The 19927-nt window shown below is 45.9% G+C and carries 23 protein-coding genes; 10 read left to right on the forward strand and 13 right to left on the reverse strand.

Annotated features, from left to right (window positions below; translation table 11 throughout):
• Position 1: 1 nt before the first annotated feature.
• The 3 genes from ACO1NU_RS00640 to ACO1NU_RS00650 are packed head-to-tail and all read left to right on the forward strand — an operon-like array spanning position 2 to position 1767.
• Positions 2-367, forward strand: coding sequence for a response regulator (locus ACO1NU_RS00640; RefSeq protein ID WP_448816508.1), 366 nt, complete (start codon positions 2-4; stop codon positions 365-367).
• Entirely contained in the window at positions 368-1192 is an 825-nt protein-coding gene (locus ACO1NU_RS00645) for a CheR family methyltransferase (RefSeq protein ID WP_448816509.1), read from the forward strand.
• Positions 1174-1767, forward strand: coding sequence for a chemotaxis protein CheB (locus ACO1NU_RS00650; RefSeq protein ID WP_448816510.1), 594 nt, complete (start codon positions 1174-1176; stop codon positions 1765-1767). The genes ACO1NU_RS00645 and ACO1NU_RS00650 overlap by 19 nt, the downstream gene beginning before the upstream one ends.
• Here the strand turns inward: ACO1NU_RS00650 and lysA are convergent.
• Both lysA and ACO1NU_RS00660 read right to left on the reverse strand, forming a co-directional pair.
• Positions 1747-2913 (reverse strand): diaminopimelate decarboxylase, encoded by a 1167-nt coding sequence (gene lysA / locus ACO1NU_RS00655; RefSeq protein WP_448816511.1) that lies wholly within the window; start codon positions 2911-2913, stop codon positions 1747-1749. The two genes, ACO1NU_RS00650 and lysA, sit on opposite strands and share 21 nt — an antisense overlap.
• 39 nt (positions 2914-2952) lie before the next feature.
• On the reverse strand, positions 2953-4263 hold the full coding sequence (locus ACO1NU_RS00660) for an aspartate kinase (RefSeq protein ID WP_448816512.1): 1311 nt from the start codon (positions 4261-4263) through the stop codon (positions 2953-2955).
• Positions 4264-4494: 231 nt separating this feature from the next.
• Between ACO1NU_RS00660 and ACO1NU_RS00665 the strand changes: the two genes are divergently transcribed.
• Positions 4495-4695, forward strand: coding sequence for a DUF3606 domain-containing protein (locus tag ACO1NU_RS00665; protein ID WP_448816513.1), 201 nt, complete (start codon positions 4495-4497; stop codon positions 4693-4695).
• Positions 4696-4705: 10 nt separating this feature from the next.
• Positions 4706-6097, forward strand: coding sequence for an APC family permease (locus ACO1NU_RS00670; protein ID WP_448816514.1), 1392 nt, complete (start codon positions 4706-4708; stop codon positions 6095-6097).
• Here ACO1NU_RS00670 and pncA read toward each other — a convergent pair.
• From pncA to ACO1NU_RS00685, 3 genes are read right to left on the reverse strand one after another with little or no spacing between them, the layout of a single operon-like run.
• Positions 6094-6711: a bifunctional nicotinamidase/pyrazinamidase gene (gene pncA, locus ACO1NU_RS00675; protein WP_448816515.1), complete on the reverse strand. Its 618-nt coding sequence runs from the start codon at positions 6709-6711 to the stop codon at positions 6094-6096. The two genes, ACO1NU_RS00670 and pncA, sit on opposite strands and share 4 nt — an antisense overlap.
• A 38-nt stretch (positions 6712-6749) precedes the next feature.
• The gene (locus ACO1NU_RS00680; RefSeq protein ID WP_448816516.1) at positions 6750-7250 is read right to left on the reverse strand and encodes a hypothetical protein; all 501 of its coding nucleotides are present in this window, start codon (positions 7248-7250) and stop codon (positions 6750-6752) included.
• Positions 7251-7257: 7 nt separating this feature from the next.
• Positions 7258-8616, reverse strand: a complete 1359-nt coding sequence (locus ACO1NU_RS00685) for a dicarboxylate/amino acid:cation symporter (RefSeq protein ID WP_448816517.1) — start codon at positions 8614-8616, stop codon at positions 7258-7260.
• A 65-nt stretch (positions 8617-8681) separates the two neighbouring features.
• Here ACO1NU_RS00685 and ACO1NU_RS00690 point away from each other — a divergent pair, with 65 nt between their 5' ends.
• Genes ACO1NU_RS00690 through ACO1NU_RS00700 form a run of 3 tightly spaced genes read left to right on the forward strand, consistent with a single transcriptional unit; the run spans position 8682 to position 10308 of the window.
• Positions 8682-9203 carry a hypothetical protein gene (locus ACO1NU_RS00690; protein WP_448816518.1) on the forward strand — a complete coding sequence of 174 codons (522 nt, stop codon included), beginning with the start codon at positions 8682-8684 and terminating at the stop codon, positions 9201-9203.
• A 30-nt stretch (positions 9204-9233) separates the two neighbouring features.
• Positions 9234-9731 (forward strand): RNA polymerase sigma factor, encoded by a 498-nt coding sequence (locus ACO1NU_RS00695; protein ID WP_448816519.1) that lies wholly within the window; start codon positions 9234-9236, stop codon positions 9729-9731.
• Positions 9718-10308 (forward strand): hypothetical protein, encoded by a 591-nt coding sequence (locus tag ACO1NU_RS00700; RefSeq protein ID WP_448816520.1) that lies wholly within the window; start codon positions 9718-9720, stop codon positions 10306-10308. The genes ACO1NU_RS00695 and ACO1NU_RS00700 overlap by 14 nt, the downstream gene beginning before the upstream one ends.
• Here the strand turns inward: ACO1NU_RS00700 and ACO1NU_RS00705 are convergent.
• The 7 genes from ACO1NU_RS00705 to ACO1NU_RS00735 form a co-directional block, all read right to left on the reverse strand.
• Complete coding sequence (locus ACO1NU_RS00705) at positions 10305-10940, reverse strand: hypothetical protein (protein WP_448816521.1); 636 nt, start codon at positions 10938-10940, stop codon at positions 10305-10307. The genes ACO1NU_RS00700 and ACO1NU_RS00705 overlap by 4 nt on opposite strands.
• A gap of 34 nt (positions 10941-10974) precedes the next feature.
• Complete coding sequence (locus ACO1NU_RS00710) at positions 10975-11556, reverse strand: DUF4230 domain-containing protein (RefSeq protein WP_448816522.1); 582 nt, start codon at positions 11554-11556, stop codon at positions 10975-10977.
• Positions 11557-11631: 75 nt separating this feature from the next.
• Positions 11632-12588 (reverse strand): thioredoxin-disulfide reductase, encoded by a 957-nt coding sequence (gene trxB / locus ACO1NU_RS00715; protein WP_448816523.1) that lies wholly within the window; start codon positions 12586-12588, stop codon positions 11632-11634.
• Positions 12589-12640: 52 nt separating this feature from the next.
• Complete coding sequence (locus ACO1NU_RS00720) at positions 12641-13225, reverse strand: LOG family protein (RefSeq protein WP_448816524.1); 585 nt, start codon at positions 13223-13225, stop codon at positions 12641-12643.
• Positions 13226-13231: 6 nt separating this feature from the next.
• On the reverse strand, positions 13232-14704 hold the full coding sequence (guaB, locus tag ACO1NU_RS00725) for an IMP dehydrogenase (RefSeq protein WP_448816525.1): 1473 nt from the start codon (positions 14702-14704) through the stop codon (positions 13232-13234).
• A 349-nt stretch (positions 14705-15053) separates the two neighbouring features.
• A complete protein-coding gene (locus tag ACO1NU_RS00730; protein ID WP_448816526.1) occupies positions 15054-16115 on the reverse strand; it encodes a DNA topoisomerase IB in 1062 nt (353 codons plus the stop codon).
• Positions 16116-16122: 7 nt separating this feature from the next.
• Complete coding sequence (locus ACO1NU_RS00735; protein WP_448816527.1) at positions 16123-16935, reverse strand: alpha/beta fold hydrolase; 813 nt, start codon at positions 16933-16935, stop codon at positions 16123-16125.
• A gap of 88 nt (positions 16936-17023) precedes the next feature.
• Between ACO1NU_RS00735 and ACO1NU_RS00740 the strand changes: the two genes are divergently transcribed.
• Both ACO1NU_RS00740 and ACO1NU_RS00745 read left to right on the forward strand, forming a co-directional pair.
• The gene (locus tag ACO1NU_RS00740; RefSeq protein WP_448816528.1) at positions 17024-17938 is read left to right on the forward strand and encodes an alpha/beta hydrolase; all 915 of its coding nucleotides are present in this window, start codon (positions 17024-17026) and stop codon (positions 17936-17938) included.
• Between the two features lie 2 nt (positions 17939-17940).
• On the forward strand, positions 17941-18912 hold the full coding sequence (locus tag ACO1NU_RS00745) for a Gfo/Idh/MocA family protein (protein ID WP_448816529.1): 972 nt from the start codon (positions 17941-17943) through the stop codon (positions 18910-18912).
• Here the strand turns inward: ACO1NU_RS00745 and ACO1NU_RS00750 are convergent.
• On the reverse strand, positions 18902-19855 hold the full coding sequence (locus tag ACO1NU_RS00750) for a 1-phosphofructokinase family hexose kinase (RefSeq protein ID WP_448816530.1): 954 nt from the start codon (positions 19853-19855) through the stop codon (positions 18902-18904). The genes ACO1NU_RS00745 and ACO1NU_RS00750 overlap by 11 nt on opposite strands.
• Positions 19856-19927: the final 72 nt, after the last annotated feature.

Genomic DNA, 19927 nt, shown 5'->3' on the forward strand with positions numbered 1-19927 from the left:
AATGAATAAGATACTGATCATTGATGACGACCCAAGGAACATCTTTGCCCTTGTTGCTGTGTTGAAAGCTAAAAAATACACCTGCCTCACAGCCTCCTCTGCCGAGCAGGGTATCAGAATGCTATCACAGCAAGACATTGGTATAGTTCTTATGGATATGATGATGCCTGATATGGATGGCTATCAGGCGATAGCCGAGATCAGGAAAAATGATGCAATTAATCACATCCCGATAGTTGCCGTCACAGCCCAGGCTATGGTAGGCGACCGGGAGAAATGTCTTGCTGCAGGTGCAGATGCGTATATATCGAAGCCTATTGATATAGACATTCTTATGGATGTACTAAGTCACTATTTAAGCACTTAAATGTTAGATCACAATATTATCCAGGACGAGGAAGTAGAGATTATATTGAATGACCTGCTGGAGATTCATGGATATGATTTTACTGAATATTCTAAAGCCTCAATAAAGCGCAGAATAAATCGTCTGTTTACCTTAGACCGTTTCACAAGCTTTGCTGAATTCCGGTACAAGATTAAGACTGACGCAGAGTATGTTCCCCGCGTCATAGAGCAGATTACGGTAACGGTAACAGAGATGTTCCGCGACCCGATGTTCTACAAGGCCTTGCGTGAGCAGGTCCTGCCAACACTGGGCACATATCCTTTCATCAGAATATGGCATGCCGGATGCTCTACGGGAGAAGAGGTCTATTCCATGGCGATCCTCTTGAAAGAAGCCAACTTGTTTCATAAGTCCTTGTTATATGCGACTGACCTAAACCCGCAGGTACTTGAAAAAGCGAGGAAGGGTATTTTCCCCCTGAGCCAGATGAAACAATATTCAGAAAATTACATTCAATCTGGAGGAACCAACGAGTTTTCTAAATATTATACAGCTAATTACGATAAGGCAAAGTTCGACGAAAGTTTACGTGAAAAGATGATCTTTTCTACCCATAACCTTGTCTCTGACCGCTCATTTAATGAGTTTCAGCTCATTCTGTGCAGGAACGTTCTGATATACTTCGACAAAGACCTGCAGGCAAAAGTTTTTGATCTCTTTGAACAAAGCCTTGATAACCTCGGTTATATTGCGCTAGGCTCAAAGGAAACCCTTCGGTTCTCATCCATCATATCCCGGTTTAAGAAAATTGACAAGGAGAAAATATGGAGAAAGATAGGGTAACACGTAATATCAGCCTGCTGGTCATCGCCGGATCTGCGGGAAGTCTCGACGTCATATTGAAGACGCTTCCCCATATCAGCGCCGATCTCAAATTCCCGATAATAATCGTCGTTCACCGAAAGGCATCGTACGACTCTTCCCTGGCCAATCTGCTCGCCACTCGAACTTCCCTTCCGGTAGTTGAGGCAGAAGAGAAAGACGTGCTTAAAAACGGAACTATTTATCTGGCTCCGGCGGACTATCACCTACTCGTAGAAAACGACCGCTCTGTCTCGTTGGACTATTCTGAAAAGATTCAATACTCCCGCCCCTGCATTGACGTGACCCTCGAAACCGTTGCTGAAGTGTATAAAGACAAGTCAGCAGCCATTCTGCTCTCTGGAGCCAATTCAGATGGCTCCAGAGGATTAAGAATGATCAAAGACGCAGGTGGTATAACCGCAGTTCAGAACCCGGCCTCGGCCGAGGTATCGTTTATGCCCAATCAGGCTCTGCAAAACGTCAGCATCGACTATGTTCTCGAAACTGACGACATCGCCTGGTTTATCAATAAATTATCTTTGGGTACGTTCTAAGTAGAACGGCTCAGATTGCTCTCTCAGGTTATAACGCGAAGACATCACCTCTCCATAGGCCCCTGCCGTGCGTATAGCGATCAAATCACCTCTGAAAGATTCTCCCAATTCCACTTCTTTGCCAAAACAGTCTGTAGACTCACAGATGGGACCAACAACATCATATTTCTGCGCCCCCGCTTCAGGCTCTCTGGAGAGATTTTCAATCTTGTGATATGCCTGGTACAAAGCCGGGCGCATTAATTCTGTCATACCCGCATCCAGAACCAGGAAATGTTTCTTGATTCCGTTCTTCACATAAAGAACCCGACTGATCAGACTTCCGCAATGTGCTACAAGGGCTCTACCGAGCTCAAAGTGTACCTCCTGCCCCGGCTTCCTGTCCAGAAACTGATTGAAGATCTCGAAATAACCTTCAAAATTCGCAATGCTATTTTCATCCGGATGCATGTAATCAACCCCTAAGCCACCGCCAACATTCAGGACGCGGAGTGTGAAGCCTCGCTCTTCAAACCAAAGTTTTATTTCATTCACGCGAATACACAGACTTTTGAAAACCGTCAGATTGGTTATCTGAGATCCGATGTGGAAGTGGATGCCTTCCAGCCAGAGATTCTCCGCACCATTCAAATACTCTGCACATGCCGGCAGCTCCCACTGGTTGATTCCAAACTTATTTTCTTCCAGACCTGTTGTGATGTTGTGGTGGGTATATGCATCAACGTTCGGATTTATCCTTAAAGCAACTCTGGCCTTCTTTCCTGCTTTTGCTGCCAGGTCATTAATCACCTGCAGCTCCTGAACAGATTCCACGTTGAAACAAAAGATATCAAGCTCCAAAGCTGATATTATCTCCTCATCTGACTTTCCCACGCCTGCAAAAACAACTTTCTCAGGAGGAAAGCCAATCTCAATAGCCTTTTTCACCTCATTTCCGCTCACACAATCTGCCCCAAACCCAAAGCTCTGAACAGACTTGAGAACCTCCGCATTAAAATTCGCCTTAAGCGCATAATGCACATGAAAGCCGTATTGATCAGCAGCTCGCTTACAGGCAGCTAATGTATTGTGCAAAAGCTCCAGATCATAATAATAAAAGGGCGTTTTACGGGCGCCAAACCCGGTCAAAATCTCTTTTGAAAACATATCGTAAATATCGGCCCTGTCAAGGGTAGCTGTTAGTAACTAAAATAAACGGTTATGAAGGCTGCGGAGCGCCTCAGTCTTATCCGAGGTATCAACCACAAGCGAAATATTGCAGTTGCTGGCTCCATACGAGATCATCCGGATTGATAGATGTTTCAGGGCTTCAAATACCCTCGAAGCAAATCCGTGTGAGTGATACGAGAAATCACCTACCACGCAGATAATGGACTGATTGGAAGCCGAATCCACGACTCCAAATGCCTCAAGCTCCTTCAGGATTTCCGCCAGATGAAGGGTATCATCTATCGTAACAGATACGGCCACCTCTGATGTCGTGATCATGTCTATCGGTGTCTTGTACCGTTCAAATACCTCAAATACCTTCCGAAGGAAACCGTAAGCAAGCAGCATTCGACTCGACTGGATCTTTATGGATGTAATACCGTCCTTTGCCGCGATCGACTTGATTTTTCCGCGCTCGCTGTCGTGCGTAATGAGAGTTCCCGGCGCAGAGGGCTCCATCGTATTAAGCAGCCGTACAGGGATCTTGTACTTTTGAGCTGGGAAAACACTTTGAGGATGCAATATTTTGGCTCCGAAATATGCAAGCTCCGCCGCTTCGTCAAACGAAAGTTGAGCAATCGGAGTGGTTCCGCTAACAATCCTGGGATCATTATTATGCATCCCATCGATATCCGTCCATATCTGCACTTCTTCAGCCTGTATAGCAGCACCAATCAGAGAAGCAGTATAATCACTTCCGCCCCGCCTTAGGTTATCAGTCTCGCCAAAGAAGTTACGGCAAATGTATCCCTGAGTGATAAAGAGCGAATGATCCGCTTTGGCACTCAACAGAGGTTTCAAATGTGCTTCGATATAGTCGACCATCGGTTCATTGTCATCATCGATCTTCATAAAATCGAGTGCAGGCAGTAAAACAGACCTGATTCCCAACTCTGAAAGATAGAAATGATAAAGAGTGGTTGACAACAGTTCGCCCTGAGCGAGTATGACTTTCTCCTCCACAGGAGTAAAGAGGTCAGTACTGAAAGATCCGATAATGCTGAAATGATAATTGATCAGCTCCGTACCGTTCTTTTTGCCTTCTTCTGTATCAAAAAGCTCGTCAACAAAAGCTTGATATTTTGCAAATAAAGCATCTGAAAGTTGCTTGGCTGCACGTCTGTCACCTGTAAGATAAGCCTGAGAGATCTCAACAAGACTATTTGTCGTACCCGCTACGGCAGAAAGTACCACGATCTGCTTTTCGTCTGGCTGGATGATTTGAAGGAGGTTCTTCATTCTCGCGGGACTTCCGACCGATGTGCCTCCAAATTTCTTTATTTTCATTAGAGCAAGTATTTTTTGATGGTAGTGGGTCGTCTGTTAATTACTTGTGTATAAAGTCACTTAAAAGACTTTAGTAACCAAAGCAATCTGCAAGAATCACATTCCGGGTGATAAAAATAACTAAAACCATCAGATTATTTAGGTTCTATCGTCTTTTATAGCACTTCTTGATTATTTCAAACTTTTCAAAACAAAACAGCCCTGTTTAAATTATATCTAAAAAACCAGAACATGAACAACGGCAATATCAGACCTAGCGAAAGGATGCTAATCAGTATGCATATCGAAGAAGAGGTTAACTATTGGGCAAACAGATGGGGAGTCACCTGCGAAAGCATAAAGTCTGCGGTTAAAGCATCTCGCTCTAATAACATCTCGGCAGTGGAAAACTATCTTTTGAAAAATAAAAAATTAGTTAAATTGGCTGACTAAATCATGCTAATTGACTGACAAAGACAATTCCGGGCAGCACCTCGAGCGAAAGCTGGGTCTGTCCGAGACACTTTCCATAGTTGTTAACCGGATTATCGGATCCGGAATCTTCCGAACACCTGCACCCATAATGCTTATAGCTGGTTCTGCAGGTATATTTTTTCAGGTTTGGGTACTCGGGGGAATCGCAACTATACTAGGCGCCTTATGCTATGCAGAGCTGGTTGCCATGATGCCCAAGTCTGGCGGCCCTTATGTCTTTCTCAAAGCAGCTTATCCTCCTGTTGTGACCTTCCTCCGCGGCTGGGCCATGTTCTTTGTGTCAGAAACAGGTGCAATCGCTGCAGTATCCTTATTCTTTTCAGAAACTGCCATCAAACTGGCACTTGATCAATCGTCACCTCATTCAGTGGCATTTCTTGCTATTGCAGTGGTTATATTCCTCACCGCAGTCAACTCGTTTGGTATACAGTTAAGCGGAAAGCTCCAGAACATTTTCAGCTTACTCAAAGTCTCTGTTCTCCTGATCATCATAGGAGTTTCATTTTCAAAAGGTATAAACACCGAGAACTTTACATCAGGAACATCATCCATCAGCGGATGGGCAGGCGTCGTCGCCATCTTCTCCGCAATGCGGTACGGCTTCTTCGCCTATAGTGGCTGGGAAGGCGCCACCTACGTTGCTGAAGAGGTCAAAAACCCAACCAAGAACCTCCCACTCTCACTTTTTGCTGGCATTGGCCTTGTTCTTCTGATCTATCTTCTTATAAATTCAGCCTACTTGAACATTCTAGGCGTACATACAATGGCTAATTCTAAAGCAGTTGCGAGTGATGCCATGCAGGCAACTATTGGAACAGCCGGGGCAATCCTGGTTCTCACCGCCATATTAATCAGCACTTTTGGAAATGTCAACACCCAGATACTTGTAAAAAGCCGCACATGGTTTGCGATGTCACGGGATAAACTCTTCTTCAAACCTCTGGCACAAATACACCCGAAGTACAAAACGCCTAATAATGCGATGATTGCTCAGGCGGTTTGGGCGGCTGTCCTCATCATCATCTCTACCCAGGCACAGAATGCCTATGAAACGGTAATAGACTTCTTCTCCTTCACTTCAGCTGTCTTCAATGTACTAACATTTGCTTCGATATATGTCTTGCGCAGAAAGTACCCGAATCTGCCCAGGCCATATAAGGTTTGGGGCTATCCCTACACGCTGATATTGGTTTTACTTATTCAAGTCACATTCATGATAACAACTCTGTTTACAGCGTTCATACCATCCTTGCTGGGTATTGCCCTCACTCTGAGTGGGTGCATCTATTACAGATATGCCGTGCCTGCGGAAGCAAAACAAACCTCAGCAGCGGAACTCAGCAGCGGGCAGGAGATTTAAACCAGACTAAGCAGTTCTTTGCTGTTAATGATGAACCCTCCGTCTTTAAGAATGTCGGCAGTGACGGCGGGAAACTTTTCCGGATAAACAGATCGGACCGCATCCTCAATAACATAAGTAACGAAACCTTCTTTGATAGCATCTTTTGCTGAATAATACACGCAAAAATCGCCTGCAAGTCCGGCTATATACAAACGTTTTACACCTTTCCCTCTCAGAAAATCCCCGACCCCTGTCGATTTGAGATGGCCGTTGTCATAGAACGCGCTATAGCTGTCGATATCCGGGTTCGTACCCTTTCTGAAGACAGCTTCAATTCGGTGCTGGCTTAATTTAGGCGACAGTGCCGCACCCTCGGATGCCTGAACGCAGTGATCTGGCCAAAGCACCTGAGTCTTTCCTAGTATCTCCGTTACATCGTACACTTCCTTTCCCGGATGATTAGAAGCAAAGCTCTTGTGGGAAATAGGATGCCAGTCCTGGGTGGCAATCACGAGACTGAAATGCTCCTGAAGTTTATTGATTACCGGGATGATTTCGTCTCCTCCACCGACGGCTAATGATCCGCCGGGAAGAAAATCATTCTGAACATCTATTAACAATAATGCCTCCATATAAACTTTAGCTATATCATTTCAAACGTCAGCAACTACTATTTTGTTTCTGCACGGCCCGCAGCTTCGTCCATGGTTTTATTGATGGTTTCGATCAACAGGCGCACAGCGTCCTTCAGCTTAGGGTTTCCGTTATAGTCGAGGTCAAAATAAACCTCCTTCGTTTTACGCTGGTACTGGAACTTAATATGATAACGAGGAGACCCTGGCTTTCTTGCATCAGCAGTCATGTTTGAAGGAAAATCCCAGTATCCATAGTCGGCAGCCTTGCGATGTAAATAAAGCAGATCATCCTTGCTGAGCTTTAGCTTTCCGCGAACGACCGAGTCTCTTTTATCTACATACTGGTAATGCTGCGTTTTTGAATCAAACTGGTTCAACAGTGTATCTCCCGTCCCATATTCGAAAGTGAGGGTTTCAAATTCAGAGAATTTGTACGGGGCATTCTTGATCATCATCCCGTAATAGTAACCACAATACAGTAAAAACGGCACAACAATGCTGGCCGCTAAAAATATTTTCTTTCCCTTATCTTTCATATTCTTATTAATCCTCTACAGGATGGAATTCATTCTCCCACTTGGCGATAACAATAGTTGCCAAACAATTACCAATCACGTTAACAGATGTACGTGCCATGTCCATTAATTCGTCGATGCCCAATATAATAAAAATGGGCCATGTGGGCATGCCAAAAGAAGATGCCGTACCCAATAGAATCACCAGAGAAGCTCTCGGAACCCCGGCCACACCCTTGCTGGTCAGCATCAGCGTGAACACGATGATCAGCTGCTGGCCGAGCGTCAGCTCCATTCCAGCTGCCTGGGCTACAAAGACGGACGCGAGCGCCAGGTACAAAGTCGTACCATCAAGGTTAAAACTATATCCGGTCGGCATGACGAAAGCGACTATCTTCCTGGGAACACCGAGCTTTTCGAGGTTTTCCATTGCCCTTGGAAGTGCGGCCTCCGAACTGGTTGTTGCGAATGCGATCGACACTGGTCCTGCAATCGCCTGCAGAAATTTCTTTATAGGGACGCCTACTATCAAGGCTATCGGAAGCAAAACACCCAGCAGGAAGACGATCAGAGCCACATACAGCGTAGCGAGCAACTGGAACAGGTTCACCAAAATTCCTAATCCCATATGTCCAACCGTGTATGCTATGGCAGCACCCACCCCTATTGGAGCGAAATACATTACAATGTTTGTAAACTTAAACATCACTTCTGCGAGGCTCTCCGTAAAGTTAAGCATCGGCAGACGTTTATCCTCGCGAACCATAGCAAGTGCCACACCAAACAAGACACTGAAAATGACAATCTGTAAGATTTGTCCTTCAGCAACAGACTTGGCTATATTTTCAGGGAAGATATGCAGAATGATATCGTTGGTTGTCTGTGGAGGTACCGAAGGCAGTTCTTCATGTATTCCTTTAGGGACCTCGATACCCACCCCTGCTTTCGAAAGATTGATTGCAGCAAGACCGATGAACAATGCGATTGTTGTAACAATTTCAAAGTACACGATCGACTTCCAGCCCATTCTTCCAACCTGCTTCAGATCCGCATGTCCGGCAATTCCATAAACCAGGGTAGCGAATAATAGTGGGGCAACAATGGTCTTGATCATCTTCAGAAATACCTTGCTCAGTACCTGAAGCTGCATGGCAAATTCGGGGTAATCATTACCTATCTCCGCTCCGATAACCATAGAGATAAGTATCCACGAAGTTAGCGAACGCTTCATCAGCCCAAAAAACACAAGCCCGGCAATCGCTAACCACCTCGAGAACAGTAAAGCCACCGGTGGAATTCCAACTATATTGTAATGGTTTAGGAAAAGTAAGAGTGCGGCTATAAAAACCGTCAGAATCGCAGTCAATCCCGCTTGTTTTAACTTCATATGGGCGTAATAAGCGCAACAAATGTAATTTTTTTAACTTTACCACACAATTAAAAGGCGTGCCGATGAAAACCCAAGGACTTGCTGATATAAAAAAAACAATTAAAAACATCAGTCACGCAGAACTCTCAGAAATATGCCTTAAGCTAGCACGTTTCAAGAAAGACAACAAAGAGTACGTCCACTTTTTGTTGTATGAAGCGTCTAATCCACTCGATTATGCTGAAGAGGTAAAAGAATCGTTACTCGGCCCGCTGACTAATCTCAGCCGACATCCGAGCCTGAAAGTTAAAGAACTGCGTAAACACCTAAGAGTGCTCAATCGGCATATCCGGTATACCTCCTCCCCCGAAGTAGAGATATCGTTGCTTATCTGGTACGAAGATATGCTTCTTACCCATGCAGGTGTGCGACAGTCGAACAAGGCACTGTATACCTTATTTATCCGCCAGCTGGAAAAGATCAGAAAATCATTCGCTAAAATCCACGAAGATCTTCAGTTCGACTATTCGCATTCGTATAACCATCTTCTGGATAGATCCGCCAACCTCATTACTGGTTTTAACAAAGACCTGTTCAAACTGTAACAAATCAGACTCGGCTTGCTCTAAATAAAAATGAACAAAAAGGAGGTTCTGTTTGGTGAGATTTTCAAGGGAAATTCCAAGAAAATCTATCATTTGTGCTACGGTTACACTGGCGATGAAGCTGCAGCGCACGATTTGATGCAGGAAACCTTCATGAAGGTTTGGCAGAATCTTGACAGCTTCCGTAATCAGGCGATGATATCTACCTGGATATACCGTATCGCAGTAAATACCTGTCTCTCCTGGCTCCGCGTAGAAAAGCGCCAGGCACGGGACCCTCTCACAGATGACATTATCGAAAACAGCCGGGAAGAGCTTTCCGAGAAAAATGAGCAGATTGAAAAACTATACAAGTGCATCGCTCAGCTGGAAGAAAACGAGCGCCTGATCATTACCATGGTTCTGGATGAACTGCCTTATCCGGAAATTGCCGAGATTTCCGGCGTATCTGAAGGAAACCTCCGGGTTAAAATACACCGTATTAAGCACAAGTTGACTGATATATATAACCGTTATGAAAGATTTTGATGCACTGAAAGACTTGTGGAGCGGTCAGACTAACGGTCCTAAACTGGTGTACGAAGACGTACTAAGGGACCTTAGAAAGTCCAAATCCTCCATCGCCCGTAGAATGCTGACTGAAGCAGGTGCCATGCTCGCCGGCATCCTTATTTTCAGCTGGATATGGGTAAGAAGCTCTTTCATGATGTGGACCACGCATCTGTCCATCGCTATTCTGATTGGCTGCTGCCTCTACTATTTAGTCGTTCAACTCAGTGGATATCGCCAGTTTTCTTCCGGAAAACATTTGCTTCAGAAACCGGATGTATATATCTCATACCTCCAGAACTATCAACAGCAGCGTTATACTTTCAACACCCGGAACTACCGCATCTACAGTATCTTTATTGGCATCGCCCTGTCGCTGTTTGCTATAGAACTATATCACATATCATCGTTATGGCAAAGCGCATTAGGTGTAGCTTTCTCCATTGCCTGGTTCATCATGTGTTGGAAATGGATGGCCACTTACAGACGAAGGGAACAAGAGCGACTTAAAGAGATGATCTCAGAGCTCGAGAACATCCGAAAGCAGTTCGGTTAATCTTCCTTCAGCTCCTTTACAGAAAAGCTGTTTCCCCGGATGGCGTACTCCAGCTTCTTCTTGCCTACAGGCTTGAGAGCTGATGTATCACTACTCTCGTAAACTGGAAATTCCCTGATCAGAGATCCTTCTTTCACATAGATCGAATCTTTACCTCTGTACTGCTTCTTTGTAGATGAAGTCAGATCCGGGAAATTGATCTCTTTTGAAGAACCGCTTTCTGAAAACTCGTAAACATACATCGATAAGCGGTCGTTCTTCTCTCCCGAGGTCGCATGTATGAAGATTTCCGGATTGCCATCCGAATCCATGTCCATATTCCAGGCGTCTCTGATCTTCCCATCCAGCTCACCGGCTACCGACCTGTATTTGATCGCTGTAGAGTCCGAACGCAAAATCAGGAAAGCACTGCTGAGTTGCGATCCCCTTCCCCAGCTTAATACGTCAAACGTCAGTCCTGGGCGCACTTCCACTACCTTATGAGCATGGAAAGGTTCCGGCAGAACAACACGCACTGATCCCTCCGCAGGTTTTTTTGCGCTCTCCTGATTACAAGAGGAACATAAAACGGCTACGAACAGGGGCAACACACAGAGTCGTACAGCACTGCGAAAAGTAGAAAACGGATTCATATAGACATCAGAAAGTTTGAAACTAAATTAATTATTATCTGAATTTGATTCCCACCTTTTTTCCTGAAATATTTTCAAGAATAGGCTTGAAGATGACGAAGGCATTCTCCCTTGTCTTTCCGAGTATATCCATCTCTTTTGCGTTCTGTAATATCCTTTGCTCGGCAATCTTGTAAATATCTTCGACCATCGCCTTTGTATCAGTAGAAAACCAGGCTCCGGTTACATCATAAACACGTGAGCGTTTATGGTCAAGCTTAAAATAACACACCTCAGGCTGCGGAAGAAAAACCGTAACGGAGTCTGCACCCACATTTTCGATATCATCTTTTTTGATCTTCGTTAAATCGATGCAACCTGCTACTTCGCCCGCCGCAACCAGTAAAATCCTTTTATCCGGCAGCAAAGTTCTGAGTTCTTTCTTTTCGATCACGTCCTTCATATTGTACTTGACCAACTCCAGTTTGCCAATATTGGTAATCTTTTCAATCATCACATCCTCCGTAATCTCCGTTCGTGTTTCAAAAGTTTGCTTTTTTATATAAAAGAAAAGGTAAACGAAAAAGGCTACGGTAGCAATGGATATAATAAGGGTAAAAATGGTTCTTGATCTCATATCTGAATTGTAGGACGCATATATAACGAAAAAAGTGCCTGATTATGGCACTTTTAACATTTTAGAAAAAGACTTTTACTCTGCAGTTTCAAACTCTTTAGCCGCCAGATAGCGTTCCGCCTCGAGAGCGGCCATACAGCCCGTTCCTGCTGCAGTGATCGCCTGACGGAAAATCTTGTCCTGAGCATCTCCGCATGCGAACACGCCTTCGATATTTGTCTGCGTGGAATCGCTTTTAGTGATCAGATAGCCGGTTTCATCCATATCCAGCCAACCTTTGAAAATATCGGTATTCGGATTATGTCCGATCGCCACAAAGAAGCCACTTACATCGATAACCTTCTCTTCCTGCGTCTGATTGTTCACAACGCGCACACCGGTTACGTTAAGACCATCGCCTACGATCTCCTGTGTCTCGGTATTGTAGTGGATCACGATGTTTTCTGTATTCAGAACACGTTGCTGCATCGCCTTCGAAGCTCTGAACTCATCACGTCTTACCAACATGTGTACCTTGCTGCATAGTTTTGCAAGATATGTTGCCTCTTCAGCCGCGGTATCTCCAGCCCCGACAATCGCAACTTCCTGATTCTTGAAAAAGAACCCATCACAAACTGCACAAGCCGATACTCCGAAACCATTGTATTTCTGCTCACTTGGCAATCCTAACCATTTTGCCGTCGCACCTGTGGCAATAATGACTGTATCTGCTGTGATCACTTTAATCTCATCAATAACTACTTTGTGCGGAGTCGCAGAGAAATCCACCGAAGTCACATATCCGAAACGGATCTGCGTTCCGAAACGCTCTGCCTGCTTGCGAAAGTCTTCCATCATTGCCGGACCCATGATCCCCTCCGGATAACCTGGAAAGTTCTCAACGTCCGTGGTCTGCGTCAACTGACCACCAGGTACAATACCCGTATATAAAACTGGCTTAAGGTCAGCACGAGCCGCATAAATCGCTGCCGTATATCCCGCCGGTCCTGATCCAATGATAAGGCATTGAACATGTTCTTGTTCCTGATACATAAAAAATATTTTCTATTAAATTTATAACATTAATAACAGATCCTGATCAGCGCTAAGTAAGATTACGCTCCTTTAACCAGGTACCATCCGGCTGTACATGGAACGCTTTCATTTTTCGCAACAGCTCTTCAGGCGTCTTCTCGTTAATTACAAGTTCACGATTTTCCAGCTTCAGGAACCCCCGTTCTACCATAACGTCTAACTGTTGGAAGAGACTATCATAATAGCCTCCAACATTTAAAACGCCTATGGGCTTATTATGTAAGCCCAGCTGAAGCCAGGTAAGCACTTCGAAAAATTCCTCCAGGGTACCAAAGCCACCCGGAAGGATAATGAAGCCGTCTGAAAGATCAGCCATATTCTTTTTGCGCTGATGCATGTTTTCTGTAACGATAAGCTGCGTAACCTCCCGATGTGCAACTTCAAGATCCAACAGAAACTGAGGAATTACTCCCGTCACCTTTCCGCCCCGATTCATTACAGCATCCGCAACCAGACCCATCACACCGACGCTTCCGCCGCCGTAAACCAGATCAATAGCTTCAGACGTTAAGACCTTAGCTAAATCCTCAACAGCAAGAGCCAGTTCCTGGTCACCATTAAAGGAGGCTCCGCAATAAACACATACACTCTTCATATGCAACTACCTGCTGGTATAATTTGGTGCTTCTTTCGTGATCGTCACATCATGAGGGTGGCTCTCTCTCATACCTGCGGCAGTGATTCTGACAAACCGAGCTTTTTGCAGGTCTTCGATGGTTGCAGCACCACAGTAATGCATTCCAGCTCTCAAGCCGCCTATATATTGATAAATAACTTCACTTAATGTACCCTTATAAGGAACCCGGCCAACAATACCCTCGGGTACCAGCTTAGTCACCACATCAGTTTCATCCTGGAAGTAGCGGTCTTTCGATCCCTTCTCCATCGCCTCAACAGATCCCATTCCGCGGTATGACTTAAACTTTCTTCCTTCGTAAATGATGGTCTCACCCGGAGACTCGTCAACTCCGGCAAATAAAGAACCCGCCATAATCGTACTGGCTCCCGCTGCGATCGCCTTCACGATGTCACCGGTCTGCTTGATCCCTCCGTCTGCGATAACAGGAATGCCACGCCCCCTTAGTGCCTTCGCACATTCGTAAACTGCATAGAGCTGTGGTACACCCACACCCGCAATGATACGCGTTGTACAGATAGAACCAGGTCCAATACCGACCTTCACGGCGTCTGCTCCTGCATCTGCCAAAGCAACCGCCGCTTCTGCTGTACCAATATTACCGGCTATCACCTGAAGATCGGGAAACATACCCTTGATCGATTTCACCATATTGATCACTCCGGCAGAATGTCCGTGAGCTGTATCAACCGTTACTACGTCTACCCCCGCCTGAACAAGCGCCGCGACGCGTTCGAGATTATCGGCAGCCACACCTACTGCAGCACCTACTCTTAAACGGCCGTGCTCATCTTTACAAGCCTGTGGATAGTTTTTATATTTTTGAATATCCTTGAACGTGATTAAACCAACCAGCTTTCCTTCGGCGTTCACAACTGGAAGCTTCTCGATCTTGTACTCCTGCAAAATTTCTTCTGCCTGCAAAAGGGTCGTTCCATGAGGAGCCGTTACCAGATTCTCCTTCGTCATGACCTTACTCAAGGGAAGGTTCATATCTTTCTGGAAACGCAGATCCCGGTTGGTAATAATACCTACTAATACTCCCGACTGATTGATAACCGGGATTCCACCAATACCATTGTCCTTCATGATCTTGCTGGCAGTACCTACCAGAGCGTCTTCAGGAAGCGTAACCGGATCCTGGATCATTCCGCTCTCAGACCGCTTTACTTTTCGTACCTGCTCAGCCTGCCGTTCTATCGTCATGTTCTTATGTAAAATACCGATGCCTCCTGCCTGCGCAATCGCAATCGCAAGTCCGGATTCCGTAACGGTATCCATGGCTGCTGACACAATTGGAACATTTAAGCGAATAGATTTGGTGAGGTTTGTGCTGGTATTCACATCTCTGGGAAGAACCTCTGAATAAGCGGGGATGAGTAAAACGTCGTCGTAAGTAAGACCTTCTGAAACGAATTTTTCTGGATCGAGCTGCATAGCAAATAGGTGATTATTTGCAGGGCAAAGCTACAGAAATTCCCGCTCTAATGCAAAAGTGAATATCATCTGAATGCTAAATTCAAGTGAAGGTTGTATAGTTTGCTATACAGCTGCCCTAGCTCAGAGCTAGTATAGACCTCTTAAAAAGAAAAATACTTGTAAAATAAGTAGCAATATACCCCAAAATCCCGGAGAAATCCTAAAATCGGCGCTAAATCCCACTTTGGCAGGATTTTGTCTAGTAAGTACATGTCATTAAACGAAATTACTATGAAACGCTACGATAAAATACGAATGAAGATGTGGACAATGGTTGGTGGGGTTCAACAGCTTATTTCTGTCTATTTCAGGATTTAAGCAGCGTCTTCTTCTTCCTTTCAGACTTCAGGAAAGTCAAAAGCACTTTTTCATCCTGATTCAACGATGTCTCTGTTCCAAATGCTTCCTTGTTTACCTTCTTCAGGTACGGCAACAATGTTCCTTCTTCATACGAGGCGATAAGCGGAGGAAAAACATAATACTTCTTGCATACAGTCCGCGTATTTCCAAGTTTCCGGCATACCATATCCAGTACTTCATTCGTGACCTTCTTTCGTGCAGTCACTGATTCCGGATATTCAATGGTGGCGTAGGCCCTCAGCGCTTCAAGCGTTCCCGACCAGGTCCGGAAATCTTTTGCCGTAAAATCACAACAAGTTACTTCCTTGATGTATCTGTTAACCATCCCCGAGTCAATCGAACACCGTTCCCCCGACTCCGTATAATATTGAAAAAGCTCCTGACCTGGTATATCCTTGCACTTCTGAACAAGCCTGGCAAGCTTCGTATCCGTTATATCCATATCGTGCATAACACCTTTCTTGCCCTTGAAACTAAGTTTCATCTTGCTGCCGCTGATCTTGATGTGCTTATCGCGGAGAGTGCTCAGTCCGTACGACCCGTAAAGCTCCTTGTATGATTCATTGCCAATACGGATGTTCGTTTTCTGCATAAAGTTGACCGCCACCGCCAGCACCTTCCTTTCATCCAAGTTCTTTCTTCGCAGGTCCTTCTGCAGATTTCTTCTAAACTCCGGAAGCTTCTTACCAAATTCCAGCAAGCGATAAAACTTATTCTCATTACGAAACTCCGACCAGCTCGTATGATACCGGTACTGTTTTCTGCCAGCCTGATCAATACCGGTCGCCTGCAAATGAGCATTCTTTTTAGGAGCAATCCATACATTCTCCCATGCGGGAGGAATAGCCAGTTTGCGGATACGCTCCAGCGTCCTCTCATCGTCTACTTCCTTGCCATTCTTGAAATGGTATTTAAAACCCGACTCAGCCCGTGTACGGGAAATCCCCGCACTACTGTCTGTTAGATAAAAAAGATCATTCTCTTCCAGTAACTGCTCAACATCTGTCATCTGACCCTTAATTAATTCTTTTTAGAAATGTATTCATCGCCTCATTGAAGGCCTCAGGATTCTCGGCATTGGGAAGGTGCCCGGCGTCTGCGATCTCAATAATCCCTCCTGAATTGAGTGCCGAGTCGAGTTGCTCCGCCTGTTCTATTGACATCATCTGGTCTTCCTCGCCCCTGACGATCAGCGCAGGTACAGTGATGGCGGGGAGAGCTGATATCGTCTCCGTGCGCGACGCCAGTGCAAGCTGAGCAGCACAAATTGTATCATCGCTTGTTGCTGCAATGATATCCACGATCTGTTTAATAAGTAATGGCTTGTGTTCATTCGTCTGACGACTAAACAGGCCTTTCACAAAATTTTCTGCAAATAATGCTTTTCCGCCCCCCATGATTTGCTCTATCGAGGCAAAACGCTTCAGCTTACCCTGATTGCTGTCTGCTTCGGCGTTCGTATCGCACAGGATCAACCCGGCTAATGCATCAGAGGTCCTTTCGGCTGCTCGCAGAGCAATATATCCACCCATGGAAACGCCACATAAGACCACCCGGGTTAATTGTAGCTGTTTGATTAATGCGTTAAGATCCGCCGCAAACAGATCTATACTAAAATATGAATGCCCACCCACGGTCTTTCCGAAGCCGCGGATATCATAAGAGATACCACAAATATCATCAGGCAAGGCTTCCATCTGCTTGTCCCATATACTGCAGTCAAAGGGAAATCCATGTATGAAGATCACAGTCGCAGTGGTTGCGCCGGCGTTGACAATTTTATAATGAACCTGCAGATCATCGATCTCCAGCTGTTTTTCATCTATCATAGTTCTATTTACGGTTTAACAAAAAAGTTTCTACTTGGTTCGTAATACCTTTGCACAGTATGAGTATATTGCGGAAAACAAAGCCAAAATGAACAAATATGTAATCGCTTTGTCCTGTATCTTCGCATCTATGGAGGGTTTCGGACAAACAGTTATTCCATTGTATACTGGAAAGATACCAAATTCGATAAAAGCCGAGTACAAAGAGGAGAGAGCAGTGGGCAGCGACGGACGCATCAAATTCAGCAAAGTCTCCACTCCAACCCTAGAGATCTATCTTCCCCCGGCGCAGACCAATACCGGCGCAGCAGTTCTGATCATTCCCGGCGGCGGATACTCGGGGATCGCCTACTCACACGAAGGTATTGATATCGCCAAAGAATTCAACGCCTTTGGTGTCGCTGCATTTGTGCTCAAATACCGTTTGCCTTCAGATCAGATCATGTCTGATAAATCCATAGGCCCACTTCAGGATGCCCAGCAGGCGATAAAAACAATCCGTGCGCGATCTGCTGAATGGAAGATCGATGCTTCCCGGGTCGGAATCCTCGGATTTTCAGCAGGTGGGCATCTGGCTTCCACGGCCGGCACACAATTTAACAAAGCTGTCATCGACAATAAAGAGAACACTAATCTGCGTCCCGATTTCATGGTATTGGTTTATCCCGTAATAAGCCTGAGCGACAGCCTCATGCACAAAGGGTCGAGAGACAACCTCCTGGGCCCTAACCCGACACCTGAAAACATCAGAAAGTTTTCGAGCGATCTGCAAGTTACTCCTCAGACTCCTCCTACCCTACTGGTGCATGCAGGAGACGACAAAGGGGTAAAGGTCGGAAACAGCATCAGCTTCTATGAAGCATTGATCAGAAATGGCGTTCCTGCGGAAATGCACCTCTACCCTACGGGCGGACACGGTTTCGGACAGGTCCCCGGTCGTACGCCCGACCGTTGGACCGACAGAGTACAACATTGGCTAAAAGCAATCAACATCGTCAAATAAATATGAGTAATATAAACTGGGGAATCATCGGTTGCGGCGACGTAACAGAAAAAAAAAGTGGCCCTGCTTTTAACAAAGTAAACAATTCTAAATTGGTGGCCGTCATGCGCCGGAATGCAGCAAAGGCAGAAGATTACGCACGACGTCATGGAATATCTAAATGGTATTCAGACGCGACAGAAATCATCAATGATCCCGAAGTCGATGCCATATATATCGCGACGCCTCCCGATTCGCATGAGCGTTACACCCTTGAAGCCATTCAGGCAGGTAAACCGGTATATGTAGAAAAACCGATGACCCTCTCTGCTGAATCAGCGAGATTGATGGCCGCCGCTTCCGCCGACTCAGGTGTAAAACTGACCGTCGCACATTACCGCAGAGGGCTGCCCTTATTTAGGAAGATAAAAGAGCTGATCGAAGAAAAAGCTATAGGTAAGGTCCGCTATGTGGACCTGAAAATGCTACAAAATGCAGGCTCCGACCTGATCACCCAAACGGAAGACAACTGGAGGTTAAACCCCGCTGTATCCGGAGGGGGGCTATTCCACGACCTAGCGCCTCACCAGCTTGACCTCATGCTCTTCTTCTTTGGCGAGGTGAAAGAGGCCCGGGGACGCGCTTTAAACCAGGCACGCTACTCACCCGCAGATGATTTCGTTAGCGGCTCTTTGGTTTTCGAAAACGGTGTTGTATTCAACGGACTGTGGTGTTTCAGCGTTCCCCCTGAAGAACGCCTGGACCTTTGCACCATCATGGGATCTGAAGGAAAACTTAGCTTCTCCGTTTTCGGTAACTACTATATACTTTCCAAGGATGGGCGCGATGAACGGGTGGAATTCGATCTTCCCGAAAACATCCAGGCACCGATGATCCAGATGGTGGTCGACTATTTTCAGGACAAGTGCCCCAACCCCTGCACTGCAGAGACTGGGGTTAAAGTCATGCAACTGCTCGATACCCTTACTTCATAACGACCTTTTCAGAGCGCTTGTTTAACCAGTTGAACAGGCGCTCTGCATCATGCTTCTTAAACAGACCTGTTCCCGGATTCATGGTCGCAGCTGTGCCGCAGGCCACGCCCATCCTGGCCATCTCCAGACAGTCGCCCCCCTTGGCCAGCACCGAAACCATTCCTGCAACCATACTGTCGCCCGCTCCAACCGTACTGAGCTTCTTTACTGCCGGCGCCGGAATATGCTCCTTTATATCCTTGGTAACTACATAAGCTCCCTGTGGTCCCATCGAAACCACAATCACTTCTGCTTTGCCTGCTTCTGCAAGCTCCTGAGCAGCTTCATCCGCAGACTCATTATCCAGGGATTCCGTCCCCGTCAGGTTTGCAAGCTCGCCCAAATTCGGCTTTACCAGAAACACACCTTCCTCCAGCACTTCTTTGAGAGCATCACCGGAAGTATCCACAATCACACGGGCCGACCGTTCCTTTGACAGCCTGACCAGCGTCCGGAGATAAGCGGGTGAAATTCCCGGAGGAAGGCTGCCGCTGATCACCACAATATCAGGGAAAGGGTTCATCGCGCGTATCGCTTCCAGAATATCCTGCTGCTCCTGTTCGGTAATTGTACTGCCTGGCATCCCAAAACGATACTGTTGATTCGTACTGCTTTCAACCACGATGAAGTTTTCCCGGGTATCTCCGGAAACGGAAAAAGAGCTTACTTTAACGTCTTCCTTTTCGACCAGCTCTCGAAGTAATTCCCCGGTCCTACCTCCTGCCAGGAAAAAAGCAGTAGAATCTACTCCCAGACGAACCAGGCCTCTGGAGACGTTAATGCCGCCTCCCCCTGGTTGAAACACCGGGGGTTCACACCGGAGCTTTTTCTCAGGTGCAATTCGCTCTACTGTGCTGCTCTTGTCGATCGTCGGGTTCAGGGTGATGGTTAAAACATTCTTCATGGGATGGCTTTTAAATTTCAATATAAATACAAACCAAGCACAAGGGTGTTTGTTGTAAACGTATTCTACCAA

It is taken from the genome of Arcticibacter sp. (assembly GCF_053551015.1).